A 16,402-nucleotide genomic window follows, 5' to 3' on the forward strand; every position below is an offset into this window, starting at 1 on the left:
CCGGCCTCTCCAGCGTTCAGAGATTGGCGACGGAAACCGCCGGGCGGCGCGCGAACCAGTCTGTCGCGTCTTCTAACTGGGCCGACAGGTTCAGCAGAATATCCTCTCGTGCCAGCGACGTCGCGATCTGCACACCGGCCGGCAGCCCCTCGACCAGGCCGGTGGGCACGGTGATCGCGGGTTGGCCCATCACGTTGAAAGGCGCGGTCGCGTTGAAGCGGTTGAAGAGCTCATCATAGAACCGCCGCGCGCTCCAGTCGGGATGGTACTGTTCCAGCACGCCCAGCGGAATGGGCGGTGCGGCAAAGGGCGGCAGGATCACGGCATCGTAGCCTGCAAAGAACGCGCCCATCTGGTGACCGGTCATTCCCATGATCTGCACCGCTTCCATCATGTCTACCGCTGACATGGCCTGGCCGTCCTGGATCCCCTTCAATGTGCAGGTTTCGTACACATCCGTGCTGGCCGGAATACCAAAAGCCGTCGTGAGCGTCTGAGAGGCGGCGGCCAGCGTGGCCATCCAGAACCGGTGGTTCGCCCTGTGAAACTGTTCCTGGTCCGGTGGGATGTGGTCGATTTCCTCGACGTTGTGGCCAAGGTCGGCCAGAAGCTTTCCGACGCGAACGACCTCGGCCGAGATACCTGCATCGGTCGGGGCGGTGCCCTGAAAACCGGTTGGCGCGATAGCGATCCTGAGGCCCTGCATCGGGCGCTTAATGCTGTCGCCATAGGGCGTCTGCGGGTTTGCGAAAGGGATGAACGATCCCACCTCGGGGCCTGCAACCAGATCCAGAAGGGCGGCGGCATTCCGCGTCGTGCGGGTGACCGCGAATTCGTGCCCGAGCCCCAGTATGACAAGCTGGGCATCCGGGCCGAGCGGCGTGCGCCCCCGGCTGGGCTTGAGCCCGACAAGCCCGCAACAGGCGGCGGGGATACGGATGGACCCGCCGCCGTCATTGGCATGCGCTATGGGCACAACCCCGGCGGCCACGGCGGCTGAGGCACCGCCGCTGGAGCCACCGGTGGTGCGGGACGGATCCCACGGGTTGCGGCTGGGCCCGGTGGCCAGGGACTCGGTCGTGGCGTTGAAACCGTATTCCGGTGTGGTGGTGCGCCCCAGAGTGTACAGCCCCGCCGCCTTGAACCGCCGCATCAATTCACCATCATGCGGCGCGACATACACGTCGTTGCCCAGCAAACGCGTGCCCATCCCCTGCGGCACCCCCGCCGCCGTCATCATGATATCCTTGATCAGAAAGGGCACCCCGGCGAAAGCGCCGGAACTGTCACCGGCAATGGGCGGCTCCATGGCATCCAGCATGAAATTCAGCTGCGGGTTCACGGCGGCAATACCGCGCCGCGTCGGTCAGCTCGTCCGCCGAAACCTCTTTGCGGGCGACCAGTTCGGCCAGTCCCGTGGCGTCATAAGAGGCGTATTCGCTCAGCTTCATGTTCATCTCTCCTGTCTCTGGGTCGAACGTTGTCGTTGCGTGGCGTTAGTCCGAGGCCTCGGCCTGGCCGAGCATTTCGACCATCCGGTCGCGCATGATGAATTTCTGTGGTTTGCCGGTGATGGTCATCGGCAGCTCCGTCACGATGCGGACATGACGGGGCACCTTGAAATGAGCGATTTGCCCCTGGCAATGGGCGCGCACGTCTTCGGCGGTGATCTCGCGACCTGGTTTGGCGACGACCCATGCACAGACCTCTTCGCCCATTCGTGCGTCGGGAATGCCAAAGACCTGGACCTCTTTGATGTCAGGATGGCCGAACAGGAACTCCTCGATCTCGCGCGGATAAACGTTCTCGCCGCCCCGGATGATCATATCCTTGACGCGCCCGGTGATCGTGCAGAACCCTTCCGCGTCCAGAACGGCGAGATCGCCGGTATGCATCCAGCCGTCGCGGATCGCCTCGGCGGTGCGTTCAGGGTCGTCCCAATAGCCCTGCATCACCGAATAGCCGCGCGTGCACAGCTCTCCCTGAACGCCCACGGGCACGGTCTGCCCGGTGTCATCGACGATCTTGACCTCCAAGTGGGGGTGGATCCGACCCACGGTTTCACACCGCTTGTCGGTGCTGTCGTCAACAAAGCTTTGAAAAGACACGGGCGAGGTTTCGGTCATGCCGTAGCAGATCGTAACCTCGCCCATGTGCATCCGGTCGTTGACCTGTTTCATCACATCGACCGGACAGGGAGACCCCGCCATGATACCGGTGCGCAGCGACGACAGATCGCGCGGAGTTGCGGACAATTCCTGCAACATCGCCACGAACATGGTCGGCACACCATAAAGCGCCGTGCACCGTTCCGCCTCGACCGTGTCCAGCGTCTGTTCCGGGTCAAAGGCCTCGCCTGGGAACACCATCGTCGCGCCCTTGCTGACCGCCCCCAGCACGCCCATTACCATGCCGAAACAGTGATAGAGCGGCACCGGAATCGCGAGCCTGTCCCGCTCGGTCAGATTGATCCGGTCGGTCACGAACCGCGCGTTGTTGACGATGTTGCGATGCGTCAGCGTGGCCCCCTTGGGTTGGCCCGTCGTGCCCGAGGTGAACTGGATGTTGATCGGATCGTCCGGGTGCAGCACCTTGTCGAGTTCCGGCAGGCGGTCACGGTGTTCAGCGCCACCCATGCGGGCAATTTCGCCAAACGCCCATTCACCGGATTGCGCCGTGTCATCGCCCATGACGATCACATGCCGCAGTTCGAGGAGCTTCTCTGCCCGCAGCCCGCCCTTCTCGCAATTTGCCAGCTCCGGTGCAAGGGTGCGGATCATCTCCAGATAGTCCGAGGTCTTGAACGCGGGCGCCAGCACCAGCGCCTTGCAGCCCACCTTGTTCAGGGCATATTCCAGTTCGCTCAGGCGATAGGCCGGGTTGATGTTGACGAGGATCACACCGATTCTTGCGGTGGCGAATTGCGTCAGAACCCATTCGATGCGGTTGGGCGACCAGATGCCCAGCCGGTCCCCCTTTTGGAGCCCAAGCGCCAGAAACCCGCAGGCAAGGTCATCCACCGCCTGCGCAAACGCGTCATAGCTTAGGCGCCTATCCGCAAAGATCAGCGCGTCACTCGCTCCGCAGCGCAGAGCAGCCTCGCGCAGCAATTGCGGGATCGTTGCGTCGGTAAGGTCCGGCTGGTGTCCCCCCTTAACATGAGAAAGACCATCCCGGGCAGCCAATACGGCAGCCTCGTTTTGCTTTGCCATCTCCTAAGCCTCCCAAGTTGTTTCGCCGCCGCACAACGACAGCGCGGCACGGGCCGTGTCGATTTCTTCTGGCGCAAGCGCCTCGAGGTCCCGGTCCAATACCACAATATCGGCCTGCATGCCCTGCGCGATCCGGCCCAGGCGGTGTTCATCGAACCCCGCGTATGCGCCACCTGCGGAATAGCCATACAGGGCCTCTGTCAGAGACAGTCGGTTGTCCGGGCAATCCGTGGTCCACCTTTGCCGAGTCATCGCGGCCTTGATGCCGCGCATCTGGTCTATGTCCGACACGGGCCAATCCGACGAAAAGGCAAGCGGGACACCGTCGTTCAAAAGGGCGCGCACCGGAAAGGCCTGCGGCCAGCGTCCCTCGCCAGCTTTGCTACGCCACGGCTCCAGCGGGAAATCCATGGCGCCCGGCGGATGCGGCGGCTGCATGGATGCCACGACGCCCAGTTCGCGCAGGCGATGGGCATCGGCAGGGTGCAAGAGCTCAATATGCTCGACTCTGTGTCGGCTGTCACGTGCGCCATTGGCCCTGCGCGGCCTCGTACCCATCCAGCACGCGCTGGACGGAAGCGTCACCGATGGCATGAACGCTGATTTGCACCCCCCGCCTGTCGGCTTCGATCGCGGCAGCGGCGAAATGCTCGGCCGAATGCAGGGCTCACCACTCCAACCGGGGCGGTCGGCGTAATCGCCGACCAGAAAACCTGTGCCGCTGTCAATTACCCCGTCCATGAACATCTTGATCCGCCCTGACCGCAACCGGTCAGAGCGATAGGCTTCGTGCATTCAACCGGCCTCGTCCAGCGCGCTCAGCGGTTTTTCCGGCGTCAGGTGAAACAACACTTCGGTGCGGCAGATCAATTCGCCCCGCTCCTCCAGATCACGCAACAAGGCATGCTGATAGAGATTCCTGTCCAAATTGTGGAGGCTGGTGAAGCCGTAAGAGGCGCAGTATTCCAGCCCTTCCTTCATCACGCGAAGATCGTCATCGCGTTGGGCCGCGGTCAACCCGTCACCGGGTTCAAGCCCCATCAACCCGAGGTTTTCCCGCCCGCCGGAAGAGCGTAGCGACAAGACCGGATCAATCGCCGCCTGTTCGTGCAATTCGCCGGTGGCCGTGCCGTCGGAGGCCATGACAATTTCATTGCCCGTGGGCGGGTCGCGCCCTTGCAACACACCCGCACGCTCCAGCGCCGCCGTATTGGCCCAGGCGGTATGATGATCCCCCGCGATCAGGATGAACGGGCGGTCGCGCAGCACCTCATCCAGCAAGTGCCGTGTGGTGGCAACACCATCGCCAAACAGGGTATAATCCGCCGCCTTGCAGATCAGCAGCGCCGCATCGGGGTTGGCCGCCGCATAGGGATGCAACCTGTCCCGCAACGCCGCCGCCCCGCGCACAGTGTCTAGATGCAGCATACGCAGGCCAGCAGCCCCCAGGAAAAGATGCAAATGCGCCTCGACCATGCCGGGCATCACCGTGTTGCCCTGTGCGTCAAAGCGGCGTGTGTCGGGGCCTGCCATCGCCGCGATCTTGTCCCGCCCGCGCACCGCCAGGATTGCCCTGCCCCGCAGGGCGACGGCTTTGGCGCGCGGAGCGGCTGCATTCATGGTCAGCACTCGGCCGTTTTCGATGATGACATCGGCTTTGGTCATGGCTTCGACTCTTCTTCGTTTTTCGAAGCCTTTCGGCCCAGCATTTGGCGAAGCTGCCGCACTGACCCGGCCAGCCCCTTGGGCATCACCACGACCAATACAATCAGCGCTACACCGAGGATGAGATCACGTGCATCGCCCATACCCTTGGAAAATTCGATGATCAGCATCATCGTGCCCGCACCGATGATCGGCCTCCAGGTCGATCCGATGCCGCCGACGACGACCATCGACAACACGAACAGCAGCGTCGAGAAATCGAACAGGCTGGGCCCGGCGGCGCGGAAATGCCCGGCATAGGTCGCCCCGGCCAACCCGGTCAGAAAAGCCGAAATGGCAAAGGCGGCAATCTGGTATTTCCGGCGGTCGATGCCGCGACTGCTGGCATAGCCAACATTGTCGCGGATCGCGCGAAACGCCAGCCCCAGCCGCCCGTGGATAATCACGACGATGCCCAGGATCGTCACCGCAAAGGCCAGCGGAGCGACATAGTAATTCCCCAGAATCCATTTGCCCCGAAGCACTTTTCGGAACCCGAAATCCTCGAACTGCGAGAAACCCGCCGCCCCGCCGAACGTTTGCTGGCAAGAGTTGCGGACCATCATGAAACACTCGGTCTCGGTGATGATCAGGACATGAACCATTCCAACGATGGCATAGGTCAGCAGGGCAGAATAGGCCCCCGTCAGGCGCAGGCAGGCCAGCCCGATGAAAAACGCAAGGATCGCCGAAACGATGGCTGCCAGCGGCAACGCCGCCCAGATCGAAACACCAAGATAGGAAGTGCTCATGGCGACGGCATAGGCACCGGTGGCGAAGAACAGCATCTGGGCCAGTGAAAAGACGCCGGCATGCCCCATCAGCAGGTTCCAGTTCATTGCGACCATCGCCCAGAGAAAGAACAGGATAACCTCGCCCAAAAGGTATCGCTGCGTCATGATCAGGGGCAGCGCGGCAAAGCCCGCGACGATCAGCACCGACACCAGAAGATGCCGTTTCAAGGAATGTGACTGGTTCATAGACGCACCACCCTTTCGCGGCCAAACAGCCCTTGTGGCCGCCAGATCAGGAGGAGGATGACCAGCATCAGCATGGTCGGAAACCCGAACCGCCGCCGAAGTAACACCCGATCGCTGCCTCCAGCAGCGCGAGGCCAAAGGCGCAGACACCCGCGCCCCAGACATTGCCCAGCCCGGCGACCACGCAGATCACGAAGGCTTTCAGCGGTGGGTCACCCCCCATCTGCGGCGAAAGCGTCGACTGTGTCGAAATCATCAGCCCCGCGACCCCGGCCAGCATCCCCGCCAGTGCCATGACCTGCAAAAACTCCGTGTCGGCCTTGACCCCCATTAGCATCACGGCTTCGCGGTTCATCGCCGTCGCCCGGATCGCCCGACCAAAGCGGGTGTTCATCAACAGCCACGCCGTCCCCAGGATCAACGTCAAGGCCACCGCAACATTGGTAAGCGCCTGAAGCGTGATGCTCACGCCGCCAAGCTGGGCAAGGCCCTCGACCCGGACGACCTGCGGATAGAGGTATCCGCCATAGATCTTGATCTCGATGTCCTGCAACACGACCCCAAGCCCTGCGGTCGCGACCATGACGTTCAATCCGAAATCCGGCGTGCCCAGCATGAAGCGCATAATCAGAAGATGCGTCAGCACACCGATCAACGCGCCTGCGACCATCGCGGCCACAAACCCCAGAACCAAGGGCAGTTGAGACGCATTCGCCGCCGAATAGGCGGCATAGGCGCCCAGCGTCATGAACAGCCCATAGGTCATGTTGAACATGCCCAACGTGCCAAAGATCAGCGACAGCCCGACCGAGGCCAGCGCATACATCGCGCAAGGGTCACGCCGGTAAAGAAAATCTGGATGAGTACATCAATGGGTCAATGCCCTCCAAGATATGTCTTGAGAATGTCGCCCGAGTCCCGCGCCTCGGCGGCGCTGCCCTGCCAGACGATATGGCCAGCATCCATCAGGCAAAGCCGGTCCGCAAAAGGCATGAGGCGGCTTGGGTTTTCCTCGACCTCCAAAAACGCCTTGCCACGGCTGCGCAACTGGTCCAGCGCGACGTAGATCCGTTCGATCACCAGCGGTGCAAGGCCCAGCGACGGCTCGTCCAGCATGATCAGCCGCGCATCCGACATCAGGCCACGCCCGATCTCCACCATGCGCCGTTCGCCCGCAGACAGGCCGCTGGCAAGTTGATTGCGCCGATCCTTCAACTTGGGGAACAGCTGATAGGCATCGGCCAGACGCTGGGCGATCTCGGCCTTGTCCGACGCCAGATAGGCGCCCATCAAAAGGTTGTCCTCCACCGTCATCTCGGTGAAAAGCTGATCGCCTTGCGGAACGTGAAGCAGACCGGCCTCGACGCGCTTTTGCACCGACATCCGGCTGACGTCCTGCCCGTCGAATGTGATCTTGCCTTGGCGAAGAGGAAGGAAGCCGGAAAGTGTTCGCAACAGTGTTGTCTTGCCGTGCCCGTTGGGGCCGATCAACGCCAGCACGCCTTGCTGTGGAATCTCGATTGAAACGCCGTTTAGCACGGGCCGGTTCAAGTAGCCTGAAACCAGATTTTTACACGATAACAATTGGGTCATGCCGCGCCTCCAAGCCCGGCGCTGCCCAGGTAAACCTCGGCAACGGTCTTGTCATTGGCCAGCCCACCGGGCGTTCGGTCATAGATGATGCGGCCCTGATGCATCATGACTGCGCGGTCCGCGACCGCGGTCAGGAAACGCATGACATGTTCGATGAAAACCAGCGTCATGCCGCGTGATTTGAGCGTGAGCATCAGTTCGATCAATTCATCAATCTCGGGCGGCGTCAGGCCGCCAACGGGTTCGTCCAGCAACAGGATGTCCGGCTCGCTGATCAGGGCCATGGCGATCATCAGTTTCTTTCGCGCGAGGATGGGAATGCCCGCAACCGGTTCCGACGCGATGTCGGCCAGCCCGACCTCTTCCAGAAGCGCCTGTGTTGCCTGGCTGTCGGCCCGCGCCGTCAGCAGCCATCCCCCGGCGCTGCGGCGCCCTAAGGCGCGCGCGGTCAACAGGTTTTCAAACACTGTCATGTTGTCGAACCCGGAATTCAGTTGGAATGTCCGCGCCATGCCAAGCCGGCACAGACGATGCGGGGCAAGACCGGTAATATCCTGACCCTGCAAGCGAATTGTTCCGTCGGTGGTTCGCGTCAGCCCGCTGATCAGATCTGAAAAGTTGTTTTCCCCGCTCCGTTGGGGCCGCCGATGCCGATAACCTCGCCACGGTCGACGGCGAATTCCACCCCGTCGACCGCGGCAAGGGCTCCGTAGCGCTTGGTCACGCCACGGAGCTCGAGGAAGCCATGTGCATCTTCGGCCGTCAAAGCCTCAGCCCTTCAACCAGGGCGGCATCTTGAAGCCGGCCTTCTTGTAGGGCGGCGGGGCGATCAGCACGCCATCTTCCGCCTTGTCGAAGATCTGGCGGAAGATATGCGGCATGCCGAGGCTTGGGTCGTTGGTTTCGGTCGGATTGCTCCAGGCCGATTGCGTATCGGCATGGAAACGCATCGTCCCCACCGGCCCGAGATAGATCAGCGACCGCAGGCGGTCAGCAACAGCCTTGTTTTGCACATCGTCATAGGGCGCGCCCGGCCCACCGGCGAGAGCGGCGGCAATGGAATAGGCATAAAGCGCCGAATAGGTCTGTCAGCCGCTGGCAGTCGATGACAGATCGCCATGCCGTTCCTTGTAGGCCTTGGCGAAGGCGTCGCCCATTTCATCCTGCAAGGTGCCAAGCACTGTCGCGTAGGTCACACCGACCGAGTTGTCCCCTGCAATGTCGCGGAACGCGGCCAGCGAAGCGCCATATTGCAGATAGACAAGACTGTTCGGCGGGTCGGTCATGAACTGGTTCATGAACAGCGCCTGATCCTGCGGATAGAAGTGCGTGACGACGATCACCACCGGGGGATCGGCGCGCAGCTTGGCCAGGGTCGGTCCCCAGTCGGATACCGGAATGGCCACCGTTTCATTGAGCGAGACATCATAACCATATTCACCGGCCTCATCGCGGATGGCATTGGCGATGTTGACCGAATAGATGCCCGGCCCGGTGATGATCGCGATCATGTCATTGGGTCGGCTGAATTCTCCATTGTCCTCGATATCCTTGAGGAACTTGAGGAAGCCGCCGCCATACAGCGTCTCGGGCGGATCGTACTGGAAGGTGCCCCAATACCGGTCGGGATCGGATTTCGCCAATTCGTTATGCACGGCCACGGTGTTGGCATGCATCGCGATGATTCCGGCATCGGCGGTCACGTCATGCAACGCGGTGCCGTTTTCCAGGTTATAGCCCGTAATCAGGGCGCTGGCGTTGACCCGGTCGATCAGCCGCTGGGCGGACTGGATGACAACATCGCCCCCCTTGCTTTGCGTGTCGGCAAAGACCAGCTCGATCGGACGGCCGAGAATGCCGCCGACCGCGTTGATCTCGTCCGCCGCCATCTGGATGCCGCGCTGGAATTCGATCCCGTCCGCGGCGACGATCCCGGTCAGAGGCGCCGGGCAGCCGATCACCACCGGATCGGACGATTGCGCCTGTGCCGCGCTGTTGAGCCCTGCCAGCATCGCGGCCTAGCTCGTGGCCATGCTGGCGCCTTTCAGAAACCCGCGTCGGGTTTGGATGTGTTTCAAATCTTTAGTCATATGGACCTCCCTGGGTGTGTCAGCTTGAGAAATGCGCGTCTTTCGCACGCTTGATTGCGGCGGCCTGATCGTTGCTCAGGGCCTGACCGCCATAATTCGTGATGAAGTCGGCAAAGGGATCGGGCAGCGCATCGGATGCGCCGCTCAGTTCTTCCAGAACCGCAAGCCCGCAATAGGGAACATAGACAGGCGAATACCCGCCTTCATGCGTCACTACGATGCGCCCCGGCAATGCTTGGCGGCCAGCGTTATCATCTGGCGCGTCATCCAGCGGAAATCCTCGGATGACCGCATGCAGACGCCCAGCGGATCCACGGCCGAGACATCATAGCCGCATGGCAATACGATCAGTTCCGGCGCGAATGCGTCAAGTGCTGGAATGACGATCTGCTCGAAGGCTTCGCGATAGGCGCCCGAACCCGAACCGGGTGGCAGCAGGACGTTGATATTGCTGTTGCCCGCGCCCTTGAGCCCGATACCGCCCGAATCCAGCGGAAAAAGGTTGTCCTGATGTAGCGATGTGGTCAGCACGCCGGGATCGTCGAGGAGTATGGCCTCGGTTCCGTTGCCGTGATGCACATCCCAGTCCACAACGGCGATCCGCGTGAGGCCATAGGTCTTCTGGACATGCCGAATGCCCAGAGCCGCATTGGCGAAAAGACAGAAGCCCATCGCCGCGATGGCTCCGCCCACTGCCAGGCGCGCAATCTCAAGACTGGCGGGACCAGCCGGGGTCAACTCGCCGGCATCGCCGCCACCCCGTTCGCAGACCGCCGACAGGTGATCTATATGACTCTGCGGGTGGACCGTCCGGATGACTTCGTCCGAAGCGGGTTCCGGCCTGACATGTGAAAGGTGGTCCCACAGACCGGTCGCCAGAACCAGGTTCTGAAGACGACGTTTGGTTTCAGGGTTCTCGAAATGCTCAGCTGGCTGAGCGGTCAGACTGGGGACCATAAACCCGCACCAATTCTGGGTATCATGCCAATAGTAGAGCTCGGATGTGATCAAGGCAGTGTTCCGCGCACAGGTCGTGTTCTTGTGATGCAGAACGCCATCCTCCCTCTGTCGGGCTTTCAGCGGGGAGAAGTTTCAACAATACTACCAGAGGAGTATTGCAGGCGGAAATCTATGGTGATTAGGAATTATTCCAAAACGGAGGACGAAAAGATCCTGCAAGGAAGTTCGAAAGAGTACGAATTCTTCGGTCGCCTGTGTGCCGTGCGAACGATGGACGAGTTCGCACGCGAGGTAGTGCCGTTCTGCCGCGAAGTCTTTTCGACGCAGAGTGTTCTGGTGCTCCGATTCCATCGCGCCGCCACGCCCGAGCCGCTTTTCAGATGGGTTATGGAAAACCGCCTGGAAGTACTGTTCGACCGCGACTACACCCAGTTCGATTATATGCTCGACCCGTTTTACAAGCTGGCCCTTGAAACCGAGAACTGGGTGGCGTGTCCGCTTCGGGAAATCGCGCCGGACCGCTTTGAAACAAGCGAATACTATTCCAAGTATTTCGGGCCGATGGGATTGGTCGACGACATGGGTTTCGTCGCCCGCCTCGATGACGACACTTCGGTGAACTTTTCAATCGGCCGACACTCCGGGAAACGCCGGTTCAGGGCCAGCGAGATCACTCGGTTCAGGGCATTGTCAACCGTGCTCGTGCCAAGCCTGCTATCGGTCCTGATCACGCCTACAAAGCGGGATGCCGATACTCCGATCTCGCTTGAACACCGCTTCTAATGGTTTCCCGGAGCGGAGAAGAACAAATCTCCGTTCGCGAGGCCGAAGTGGCAGCCCTGATCGTGCAGGGCCATTCCAGCCGTGCCGTCGGCTACAAGCTCGGGATATCAAGTAACACGGTCAAGGTGCACCGGCGCAATCTCTACAAGAAATTGAACATTTCATCTCAAAGCGAACTGTTCGGGTTGTTGACCCAAAATGCATGACTGAAAGTCAGGGATCTCGGTAAAGCGTTTCGAGATTGATTTCGGGGGCGGGTCGATCTCGACAATCCGGCGATATCAAAAAGTTACGAGTTCTGCAGAAGATCAGAGAATTTAACCTGCTTCGATGCACAAAAACCGCCTGCCCAGGGAGCGGGTTGTTCGGCAGATCAAATCGGATTGCCCGGCAGGAATTGGTTAAAGGTAGGCAATGCAGAAACGCTCTTTGATCAAAGCAAGGTCATGTTTGCCGACCTTGTTTTGCCGGGACGTTTCGGCCCAATTCCCCAGGGGAAAACCAGCGGATCAGCTTTGCCTGCGTTTCTCTGACATTCTTCGGGTAGTGCGAAACGCCGCTTGGGCAATGCACCGTATCGCCGGGCCCAAGAGTGTAATGCGCATCACCGATCCTGACCTCAAGCTGTTCTTCGATGGTGTGAAAGGTCTGATCTTCTCATTTGTGATAGTGATCGGGATTGAACGCGCCCGGGGCGATGACGCCGTTGCTGATGACATGTTCGGCGTTCGTCGCGTCCCTGCCAACCACGAGCCTGGTGAACTCGTTCCCGGCCATCATTTAGTTCTTGCTGTTGTTCCGGCCGGTCAAGACGGTTTGTTTTCGCTTTCCGGCCTGCACGCGGTTATCGCTTCATCGCCTTGCGTTCAGGATGCGACAGCTCGAATATCAATGCCAAGGCGCCCGGCGGCGCGGTTGAATTCGGATCGTGCCACGGCGCGACGGTGCACTTCGTCTGGCCCATCGGCCAACCGCAGCGCGCGTTGCGCGGCATACATCCACGCCAGCGGCGTATCTTCCGACACCCCCGCTCCGCCAAAGGCCTGAATGGCATCGTCGATCACCTTGGCCGCCATGTTGGGTGCGGCGATCTTGATCATCGCGATCTCGTCCTTTGCCGCCTTGTTCCCGACGGCGCCCATCATCCAGGCCGCCTTCAGGCAGATCAGGCGGGTCATCTCAATCTCGAGGCGCGCATTGGCCACGCGTTCCTCCCAAACCGAATGCATGCCGATGGCCTTGCCGAAGGCATTGCGCGTCAGCAGGCGCTCGGTCATCAACTCAAGCGCGCGCTCAGCCGCCCCGATCGAGCGCATGCAGTGGTGAATTCGCCCGGGGCCAAGCCGCCCCTGCGCAATCTCGAAACCGCGACCTTCACCCAGAAGCACGTTGGAAATCGGCACACGCACATCCGTCAGCGAGACCTCCATATGCCCGTGTGGGGCATCGTCATACCCGAAGACCGGCAGATGCCGTTCGACAGTCACACCCGGCGTGTCGGCGGGAACCAGAACCATGGATTGCTGGGAGTGAACAGAGGCTTCCGGATCGGTCTTGCCCATCACGATGAAAATCTTGCAGCGCGGATCACCCGCGCCCGACGACCACCACTTGCGCCCGTTAATCACATACTCATCCCCCTCGCGACGGATGTTGCATTCGATGTTGGTTGCGTCAGACGAGGCCACATCGGGCTCTGTCATGAGAAAGGCAGAGCGGATCTCACCATCAAGAAGCGGGCGCAGCCAGCGGGATTTCTGGGCCTCGGTTCCGTAAAGAAAGAGGGTTTCCATGTTGCCGCTGTCCGGTGCGTTGCAATTGAACGCCTCAGGCGCAATGTGGCTGCGGCCTGTCAGCTCGGCCAGTGGCGCGTATTCCAGCACCGACAAGCCAGCACCAAACTCGACATCGGGCAGGAAGAGGTTCCACAGCCCTGCGGAACGGGCCTTGGCCTTCAGGTCTTCGATGATCGGCGGCACGTGCCAACGCGTGGCCGCGGCGCGGTGCTGCTCATGGTAAATCGCTTCGGCGGGGTAGACATGTTCTTCCATGAAGGCCGCAAGGCGTTCCTGAAACTCTTTCGCCATGGCAGAAGGTGCAAAATCCATTGTGGTCCTCTTTTGTTTCCGGGCAGGGCTCAGCTGCGCGCGGCCAGTTCGGCAAGTTGCATCCGGTCGACCTTATCGACAGGCGTGCGCGGCATCGCGTCGATCACGCTGACACGCTTGGGCACTTTGAAGTCGGCCAGCCGCGCTTTGCACCAGCCTGTGATGTCGTCACTGGTCAGTGGGGAGGCCAGCTCGACAAAGGCATGCCCTACCTGCCCCCATTGTTCGTCATCGACGCCGAGGACCGCCGCGGCACGGATGGCCGGGTGAGCCTCCAGTGCGATCTCGATCTCGCGCGGATAGACATTGAAGCCGCCGGATTTGTACATCTCCTTGCTGCGCCCGCAAAAGACTAGGTAACCATCGTCACGGATCTTGGCCAGATCGCCCGTATGCAGGAAACCATCGGCGGTGAACGCCGCCGCGCTGGCCTCGACGTTGCCGAGATAGCCCGCAAACGGGTGCGGGTGCCTGATCTGCACTTCACCCTCTTCGCCGTCAAGCAGGGGCTGGCCGCTCTCATCCGCGATCCTCAGCTCCAGCCGAGGGTCGGGTTTGCCGGTGGTGTTGAGCAGGATCTCGACATCCCGCGTCGGCGGCGTGAAGACGATGGGGCCGTTGCTTTCGGTCATCCCGTATTGCTGGGAGAAGACGGCATCCGTCGCATTCAACAGCTTACGCAAAACGGCCTCGTTGATCGGCCCCGCGCCCCAGCTGATCGCCTTGACCGAAGACAAGTCGGACGTTGCAAAATCCGGGTGCTCGACCAGCCGCGCCAACATCGCAGGCACCCCGCTTATGATCGCCAGCTTTTCCTCGAAAGCCGTCTTGAGCGTGGCGCCGGGATCAAATTGCTCGGACAGGATCATCTTGCCGCCCGACGCCATGGCAACGCCGATACCGCTGGCCAGTGCGCCGATATGGTTCACTGGCAGGTCAATCAGCTGTGTCGGCTCGGGCAGGTTGAAGCGGTCAGTGTGCAGCGTGTGCGAACGGAAAGCGAGACCGGCATGGGTGATTAGCGCCCCCTTCGGCTTGCCGGTTGAGCCCGAGGTATAGATCACCACCGACGGGCTGTCCGGTTCGAGCGTTCCGGAGGCCTCGCGCCACCGGCGCAGCACCTCATCGTATTGCAGCTTCTCGGGGAGAGCCTCGGGCGCGAAGGCAGGTGCAAAGCGCAGAACGCTGATACCTAGATCGGTCTCATGACTGGCCAGATCGTCCGCAAGGTCGCGCTTGCCGATGCGGGTCATCGACATTAGCACCTTCACGCCTGCGTCCGCGAGGATTTGCGCCTGCTCGCGGCGCTGATAGCGCGGGTTGATTCCCATCCACGTCGCGCCGATGAGCCAACAGGCAAGCAGCGACAGGATCGCTTCGGGACGGGGTGGAAACAAAGCCGCGACCCGATCGCCCTTCTGCACGCCCTTGGCAAACAGCACCTCTGCTAATGCGGCTGCATGCCCAGCCATGTCGCCAAAGGAGATGCGATGCGCACCAAACACCAGCGCTTCCTTGTCGGCCCCGGCCTCCAGAAACGGCTCCAGGGCATGAAGAAGCGATCTTGGGGGTCTCATGGTCATCCTCGTTTGTATGGCTCTCAGCCCGATTGCGCAGAAAGAAGGGCGTCCAGGTGCGTGTCGATGAAACCGGTCCAGACCTCGCCGCTTCGGAAGGTCGGGTTCGAGGTGATCGCGATCAGGAAATCGCGATTGGTCGCCAACCCCTCGACATGGGTCGCGCGCAAAGCCGCGTTGATCCGTTCCAGTGCCTCGTCGCGACTCTCGCCCCAGGCGATAATCTTGGCGATCATCGGGTCATAGAAAGGGGTAATCGTATCACCCTCGCGCACGCCAGTGTCCACACGGACTCCCTCCAACCCGTCAGGCAAGGAAAACCGCTCCAGCGTTCCAGGGGAAGGCAGGAATTTCTTTTCAGGGTTCTCCGCGTAAAGACGGCACTCGACGGCGTGCCCGTTTGGCGCACGACCTCCCAGGTCGTCGTAGATGTCATCGCCAGCAGCCAGCCGAAGTTGCGCGGCGACAAGATCGGTGCCCGTCACCAGCTCGGTGACCGGATGCTCGACCTGAATGCGGGTGTTCATCTCCAGGAAGAAGAATGCGCCGGTGTCGGCATCAAGCACGAACTCCACAGTGCCCGCGCCACTGTAATTCACCGCGCTCGCCAGTGCGCAGGCAACCTCACCCATGCGAACCACGATCGCGCGGTCAAGCTGGGGCGCGGGGCTTTCCTCGACCACTTTCTGAAAACGCCGCTGGAGCGAGCAATCGCGCTCGTGAAGATGTACGGCGCGGCCATCGCCAAAGCCGAACACCTGTATCTCGATATGCCGCGCGCGGGCGATGAACCGTTCGAGAAAGACCGAGCCGTCACCAAAGCTGCGCGCCGCGGCAGATTGCGTGCGTTCGGCGATCTTACGTAGCTTGGCCGGATCGTCCACGCGCTGCATCCCGATGCCGCCGCCGCCCGCCGTGGCCTTGACCAGAAGGGGAAAGCCGACAGCATCGCCCGCCGCTTCCAGCCCGTCCAATGCTCCCTCGGCAAAGCTCTCGGAACCGGGTAGAACAGGCACACCCGCCTTGATCGCAAGCGCGCGGGCACGGCCCTTGTCGCCCATATCCGCGATGGTGTCGGGTGCGGGGCCGATCCAAGTCAGGCCGGCATCCGCAACGGCGCGGGCAAAGGACGCGCTTTCCGACAGGAACCCATAGCCGGGGTGGATTGCCTCGCCCCCGGTTGCCTGGGCGGCTTCGATCAGTGCCTCGTGTTTGAGATAGCTCTGGGCCGCGGGCGGCGGGCCAAGGCACACGGCCTGATCGGCCATCTCGACATGCAGCGCCCCGGCATCGGCCTCGGAATAGACGGCGACCGTCTCGATCCCAAGCGATCGGGCCGCCCGGATGATACGGCAGGCAATTTCTCCTCGGTTGGCAATCAACAATCGCTTCATG

Annotated in this window: 19 protein-coding genes and 1 pseudogene; 2 read left to right on the plus strand and 18 right to left on the minus strand. The window is 61.4% G+C overall.

The annotated features are described in order from the left end of the window. Positions 1-16: 16 nt before the first annotated feature. From AC2FNY_RS03480 to AC2FNY_RS03545, 14 genes are all read right to left on the minus strand, one after another. Positions 17-1,321 (minus strand): amidase, encoded by a 1,305-nt coding sequence (locus tag AC2FNY_RS03480; protein WP_496801643.1) that lies wholly within the window; start codon positions 1,319-1,321, stop codon positions 17-19. Then, positions 1,287-1,451, minus strand: a complete 165-nt coding sequence (locus tag AC2FNY_RS03485) for a hypothetical protein (RefSeq protein WP_496801644.1) — start codon at positions 1,449-1,451, stop codon at positions 1,287-1,289. Before AC2FNY_RS03485 ends, AC2FNY_RS03480 begins: the two co-directional genes overlap by 35 nt. Positions 1,452-1,496: 45 nt before the next feature. Then, positions 1,497-3,212: an AMP-binding protein gene (locus tag AC2FNY_RS03490; RefSeq protein WP_496801645.1), complete on the minus strand. Its 1,716-nt coding sequence runs from the start codon at positions 3,210-3,212 to the stop codon at positions 1,497-1,499. Positions 3,213-3,215: 3 nt separating this feature from the next. Then, the gene (locus AC2FNY_RS03495) at positions 3,216-4,007 is read right to left on the minus strand and encodes an amidohydrolase family protein (protein ID WP_496801646.1); all 792 of its coding nucleotides are present in this window, start codon (positions 4,005-4,007) and stop codon (positions 3,216-3,218) included. Then, positions 4,008-4,877, minus strand: a complete 870-nt coding sequence (locus AC2FNY_RS03500; RefSeq protein WP_496801647.1) for an amidohydrolase family protein — start codon at positions 4,875-4,877, stop codon at positions 4,008-4,010. Beyond that, complete coding sequence (locus AC2FNY_RS03505) at positions 4,874-5,896, minus strand: branched-chain amino acid ABC transporter permease (protein ID WP_496801648.1); 1,023 nt, start codon at positions 5,894-5,896, stop codon at positions 4,874-4,876. Before AC2FNY_RS03505 ends, AC2FNY_RS03500 begins: the two co-directional genes overlap by 4 nt. 67 nt (positions 5,897-5,963) lie before the next feature. Continuing rightward, on the minus strand, positions 5,964-6,722 hold the full coding sequence (locus AC2FNY_RS03510) for a branched-chain amino acid ABC transporter permease (RefSeq protein ID WP_496801649.1): 759 nt from the start codon (positions 6,720-6,722) through the stop codon (positions 5,964-5,966). Positions 6,723-6,772: 50 nt separating this feature from the next. Then, the gene (locus AC2FNY_RS03515) at positions 6,773-7,435 is read right to left on the minus strand and encodes an ABC transporter ATP-binding protein (RefSeq protein WP_496801650.1); all 663 of its coding nucleotides are present in this window, start codon (positions 7,433-7,435) and stop codon (positions 6,773-6,775) included. 50 nt (positions 7,436-7,485) lie between these two features. Continuing rightward, positions 7,486-8,055: an ATP-binding cassette domain-containing protein gene (locus AC2FNY_RS03520; protein ID WP_496801651.1), complete on the minus strand. Its 570-nt coding sequence runs from the start codon at positions 8,053-8,055 to the stop codon at positions 7,486-7,488. Positions 8,056-8,093: 38 nt separating this feature from the next. Continuing rightward, positions 8,094-8,255, minus strand: a complete 162-nt coding sequence (locus tag AC2FNY_RS03525; protein ID WP_255699783.1) for an ATP-binding cassette domain-containing protein — start codon at positions 8,253-8,255, stop codon at positions 8,094-8,096. A gap of 4 nt (positions 8,256-8,259) precedes the next feature. Continuing rightward, a complete protein-coding gene (locus AC2FNY_RS03530; RefSeq protein WP_496801652.1) occupies positions 8,260-8,439 on the minus strand; it encodes a hypothetical protein in 180 nt (59 codons plus the stop codon). 138 nt (positions 8,440-8,577) lie between these two features. Beyond that, on the minus strand, positions 8,578-9,501 hold the full coding sequence (locus AC2FNY_RS03535) for an ABC transporter substrate-binding protein (RefSeq protein WP_496801653.1): 924 nt from the start codon (positions 9,499-9,501) through the stop codon (positions 8,578-8,580). A gap of 97 nt (positions 9,502-9,598) precedes the next feature. Continuing rightward, complete coding sequence (locus AC2FNY_RS03540) at positions 9,599-9,793, minus strand: arginase family protein (protein ID WP_234166284.1); 195 nt, start codon at positions 9,791-9,793, stop codon at positions 9,599-9,601. Continuing rightward, positions 9,793-10,536, minus strand: coding sequence for an arginase family protein (locus AC2FNY_RS03545; RefSeq protein WP_496801654.1), 744 nt, complete (start codon positions 10,534-10,536; stop codon positions 9,793-9,795). The genes AC2FNY_RS03540 and AC2FNY_RS03545 overlap by 1 nt, the downstream gene beginning before the upstream one ends. 87 nt (positions 10,537-10,623) lie before the next feature. On the opposite strand from AC2FNY_RS03545, the gene AC2FNY_RS03550 reads away from it, so the two are divergent. Both AC2FNY_RS03550 and AC2FNY_RS03555 read left to right on the plus strand, forming a co-directional pair. Further along, positions 10,624-11,322, plus strand: a complete 699-nt coding sequence (locus tag AC2FNY_RS03550) for a hypothetical protein (RefSeq protein WP_496801655.1) — start codon at positions 10,624-10,626, stop codon at positions 11,320-11,322. Then, a complete protein-coding gene (locus tag AC2FNY_RS03555) occupies positions 11,322-11,528 on the plus strand; it encodes a LuxR C-terminal-related transcriptional regulator (RefSeq protein WP_234237207.1) in 207 nt (68 codons plus the stop codon). Before AC2FNY_RS03550 ends, AC2FNY_RS03555 begins: the two co-directional genes overlap by 1 nt. A gap of 238 nt (positions 11,529-11,766) precedes the next feature. On the opposite strand, the pseudogene AC2FNY_RS03560 reads toward AC2FNY_RS03555, so the two are convergent. The 4 genes and pseudogenes from AC2FNY_RS03560 to AC2FNY_RS03575 form a co-directional block, all read right to left on the minus strand. Then, positions 11,767-11,961 (minus strand): annotated as a pseudogene (locus tag AC2FNY_RS03560) (cupin domain-containing protein); the annotation flags it as partial. A gap of 227 nt (positions 11,962-12,188) precedes the next feature. Beyond that, positions 12,189-13,430 (minus strand): acyl-CoA dehydrogenase family protein, encoded by a 1,242-nt coding sequence (locus AC2FNY_RS03565; protein ID WP_496801656.1) that lies wholly within the window; start codon positions 13,428-13,430, stop codon positions 12,189-12,191. A gap of 29 nt (positions 13,431-13,459) precedes the next feature. After that, complete coding sequence (locus tag AC2FNY_RS03570; protein WP_234136367.1) at positions 13,460-15,007, minus strand: class I adenylate-forming enzyme family protein; 1,548 nt, start codon at positions 15,005-15,007, stop codon at positions 13,460-13,462. Positions 15,008-15,030: 23 nt separating this feature from the next. After that, positions 15,031-16,401 (minus strand): acetyl-CoA carboxylase biotin carboxylase subunit, encoded by a 1,371-nt coding sequence (locus tag AC2FNY_RS03575; RefSeq protein WP_496801657.1) that lies wholly within the window; start codon positions 16,399-16,401, stop codon positions 15,031-15,033. Position 16,402: the final 1 nt, after the last annotated feature.

This window comes from Ruegeria sp. BHSC223 (assembly GCF_059613025.1).

What these genes read in the sequence shown, in the direction of transcription:
- AC2FNY_RS03480 (WP_496801643.1), bottom strand. Translation starts at nt 1,321, where the DNA reads ATGCTGGATGCCATGGAGCCGCCCATTGCCGGTGACAGTTCCGGCGCT.
- AC2FNY_RS03485 (WP_496801644.1), bottom strand. Translation starts at nt 1,451, where the DNA reads ATGAAGCTGAGCGAATACGCCTCTTATGACGCCACGGGACTGGCCGAA.
- AC2FNY_RS03490 (WP_496801645.1), bottom strand. Translation starts at nt 3,212, where the DNA reads ATGGCAAAGCAAAACGAGGCTGCCGTATTGGCTGCCCGGGATGGTCTT.
- AC2FNY_RS03495 (WP_496801646.1), bottom strand. Translation starts at nt 4,007, where the DNA reads ATGCACGAAGCCTATCGCTCTGACCGGTTGCGGTCAGGGCGGATCAAG.
- AC2FNY_RS03500 (WP_496801647.1), bottom strand. Translation starts at nt 4,877, where the DNA reads ATGACCAAAGCCGATGTCATCATCGAAAACGGCCGAGTGCTGACCATG.
- AC2FNY_RS03505 (WP_496801648.1), bottom strand. Translation starts at nt 5,896, where the DNA reads ATGAACCAGTCACATTCCTTGAAACGGCATCTTCTGGTGTCGGTGCTG.
- AC2FNY_RS03510 (WP_496801649.1), bottom strand. Translation starts at nt 6,722, where the DNA reads ATGTATGCGCTGGCCTCGGTCGGGCTGTCGCTGATCTTTGGCACGTTG.
- AC2FNY_RS03530 (WP_496801652.1), bottom strand. Translation starts at nt 8,439, where the DNA reads ATGCGTTTCCATGCCGATACGCAATCGGCCTGGAGCAATCCGACCGAA.
- AC2FNY_RS03535 (WP_496801653.1), bottom strand. Translation starts at nt 9,501, where the DNA reads ATGCTGGCAGGGCTCAACAGCGCGGCACAGGCGCAATCGTCCGATCCG.
- AC2FNY_RS03545 (WP_496801654.1), bottom strand. Translation starts at nt 10,536, where the DNA reads ATGGTCCCCAGTCTGACCGCTCAGCCAGCTGAGCATTTCGAGAACCCT.
- AC2FNY_RS03550 (WP_496801655.1), top strand. Translation starts at nt 10,624, where the DNA reads ATGCAGAACGCCATCCTCCCTCTGTCGGGCTTTCAGCGGGGAGAAGTT.
- AC2FNY_RS03555 (WP_234237207.1), top strand. Translation starts at nt 11,322, where the DNA reads ATGGTTTCCCGGAGCGGAGAAGAACAAATCTCCGTTCGCGAGGCCGAA.
- AC2FNY_RS03565 (WP_496801656.1), bottom strand. Translation starts at nt 13,430, where the DNA reads ATGGATTTTGCACCTTCTGCCATGGCGAAAGAGTTTCAGGAACGCCTT.
- AC2FNY_RS03570 (WP_234136367.1), bottom strand. Translation starts at nt 15,007, where the DNA reads ATGAGACCCCCAAGATCGCTTCTTCATGCCCTGGAGCCGTTTCTGGAG.
- AC2FNY_RS03575 (WP_496801657.1), bottom strand. Translation starts at nt 16,401, where the DNA reads ATGAAGCGATTGTTGATTGCCAACCGAGGAGAAATTGCCTGCCGTATC.